At 50.6% G+C, this 1,485-nt stretch carries 1 protein-coding gene; it reads right to left on the reverse strand.

Annotated elements, in window-relative coordinates:
- On the reverse strand, positions 1 to 1,469 hold a 1,469-nt coding region (locus tag KDK17_RS13995; RefSeq protein ID WP_257288311.1), incomplete at its 3' end, for a response regulator.
- Positions 1,470 to 1,485: the final 16 nt, after the last annotated feature.

Here is a 1,485-nt window from a genome sequence, read left to right on the forward strand (position 1 = left end):
AGCTTGTGTTCATCGACCTTGCCGACCAGGCCGCCCACCAGTTCAGGCAACGACTCTGAAGCAGAAACATCGCCTTCCTGAAGTTGAGTAATCATGGAACTCATCAGTAAGGACAAGCGCTCAATCTCGACCCTGCCTTCACCAACCGTTGCTTCTTCCGGGTCTTTCCCGACCAGTTGCCTGAGGCTCTCCATTACCTCTTCAAAGGCGTGTTCGAAACTTTTAAGCAGCTCTTTTGATGGCAATTCATCCCGAGTTCTCAGTGCTGCCTCCAATCGAGCCGCGGTGATATGCAAATGTTCTGCTCCAAGGCTGCCTCCAGCCCCCTTGATACCATGAACAATAAAACGGGCAGCCTGCCAATCCTGTTTATCCAGACAATCCCGGAGCTTCTGCAAGTCTTCTCCCTGATCCAGATAAAAGTTCACCAGTAACTGACGGTATAATTCGACGTTCCCTCTTACGCGGTTAAGACCATTATGAAGATGAATGCCTTTCAGTTTCTCAAGATCTTCTGCAAACTCTTTCTGCTCAGTCGCTTTAGTTACAGCAGGGCCCGATGACGCCCCTTCATCAGACACCTGGAGCCAGCGGTCTACCATTTCCTGCAACTCCACAGGGTTCAATGGTTTGGAGATATGATCATTCATACCCACCTGCAGACAACGTTCACGGTCGCCGGTCATGGCATGGGCGGTCATGGCAACAATCGGCAGATCCTTATCACCTACATTTCGACGTATGACTCTGGTTGCCTGATAACCGTCCATCCGGGGCATCTGAATATCCATAAAGACCAGATCAAAAGTGTTCGATTCAAGGATATCCACGGCCTCCTGACCATTATCTGCAAGAGTCACCGTCAGCCCCATACCTTCAAGCAACTCACGAGCTACCTGCTGGTTAATCTCATTATCTTCCACCAGCAGAATATCACCCTTGAACGTCTGCTTGCTGGCATGACTGTCGACACCCTTGCTGCCACCAACAGAGCTTTTATAATCCAGGGTGCGCAGAATGGTTTCTACCAATACGGAGCTGCTGGCCGGTTTGATCAGGAAAGCGTCCACCCTGCCAGAAGCCCTGGCCATCACTTCTTCACGGCCGTAGGCTGAAACCATGATCAATACCGGCATGGAATCAAGCTCCATGGCTCTGATCTCCTCTGCCAGTTCAATACCATCGGTCTCTGGCATTCTCCAGTCCAACAGAGTGACAGTCACAGGATTATCAGAGTCCAGATTGTGCTCTCTCAGGATATCCAAAGCGGCTGCACTGTCCTCTGCTTCCAGCGTTTCACAGCCAAAACTGTTGAGCTGGCTAATCAGTAACTTGCGGGCTTCTTCGGTGTCATCAACAACCAAGACTCGTCTGCCGACCAACGACTGGTCAGTGAGTCCAATGGACTCACCCAGACCCAGTTCCACATCAAATTGGAAGGTACTGCCCTGATCAATTTCGGACTTCACCTCAATATCACCATTC

Source organism: Endozoicomonas sp. SESOKO2, from assembly GCF_024606245.1.
Taxonomy (GTDB): Bacteria; Pseudomonadota; Gammaproteobacteria; order Pseudomonadales; family Endozoicomonadaceae; genus Endozoicomonas_A.